Annotated in this window: 2 protein-coding genes; both read left to right on the forward strand. The window is 27.3% G+C overall.

Going from position 1 to position 932, the window contains the following annotated elements; translation table 11 throughout:
- Window positions 1-294 precede the first annotated feature (294 nt).
- Window positions 295-390, forward strand: coding sequence for a type I toxin-antitoxin system Fst family toxin (locus tag CD155_RS09950; protein ID WP_000493114.1), 96 nt, complete (start codon window positions 295-297; stop codon window positions 388-390).
- Between the two features lie 236 nt (window positions 391-626).
- On the forward strand, window positions 627-926 hold the full coding sequence (locus CD155_RS09955; RefSeq protein ID WP_103213235.1) for a hypothetical protein: 300 nt from the start codon (window positions 627-629) through the stop codon (window positions 924-926).
- Window positions 927-932: the final 6 nt, after the last annotated feature.

Genomic DNA, 932 nt, shown 5'->3' on the forward strand with positions numbered 1-932 from the left:
CGTTGTTTTAATAAGAAGTTGTTCCATTTAATTTGATTAATGTTTCATTTTTTTGTATATATATGATGTAATTTTTAACTTTGCAACAGAACCAAAAAGGATATATCAACATTACTTCATCAATGATTTCGAAACATATAAAAGAATTTGAAAAATACAAAGCAACAGAAAAATAGAAAAGAATACATAATTCAACTTATCGGAAGTCATCTGTAACTCAATTATTAGAAATGATATAATACAAAGGTCGTCGTTCACTTCTGTGCTGTATTTAGCATGGAAGGAGGTGACATCATGTTCAGTACACTATTTGTAACTATTATAGCTCCTATCATAGTAGGAGTTATACTCACGTTATTTTCTCATTGGCTGAATAATCGTGAAAAGTAATTTAGCGGCGACATATAGCTAATACACCAAAAGAGCCCGATAACTATTCGCAGTAGTTATCGGGCTCGGTGTTTATCATGTTAGTACACTATTTGTTAATCAAATTATAACACTGGTTAATAGAGGAATGCAAAAAGCTTGTTAAAGCAAGGAAAAAATAACTATCTTTACAAAATTAAATCTGTAAATTAGATATACAATTTTGATATAAAATTAGGTGCAAAGGGGAGTTTTTAGTGAATAATATTAAAGGCAATAGATACATATATCATTATCATGTTTTTGAAAATGTAGTAGAGAACTCTGATAACTATGATTTAAGTAAAATAATGGAAGTATTACCGGTCGTAGCATTTGGTAAGTTTAAGAGAAAAAATGAAATGAATTTTGGAAAAATTACTGAAAACCATCAACTTTTTAAAAAACAAAAATTCTATAAAGAGATATTAAGGTTCTGTTGCAAAGTTAAAAATTACATCATATATATACAAAAAAATGAAACATTAATCAAATTAAATGGAACAACTTCTTATTAAAACAAC

Source organism: Staphylococcus caprae (genome assembly GCF_002902725.1).
Taxonomy (GTDB): Bacteria; Bacillota; Bacilli; order Staphylococcales; family Staphylococcaceae; genus Staphylococcus; species Staphylococcus caprae.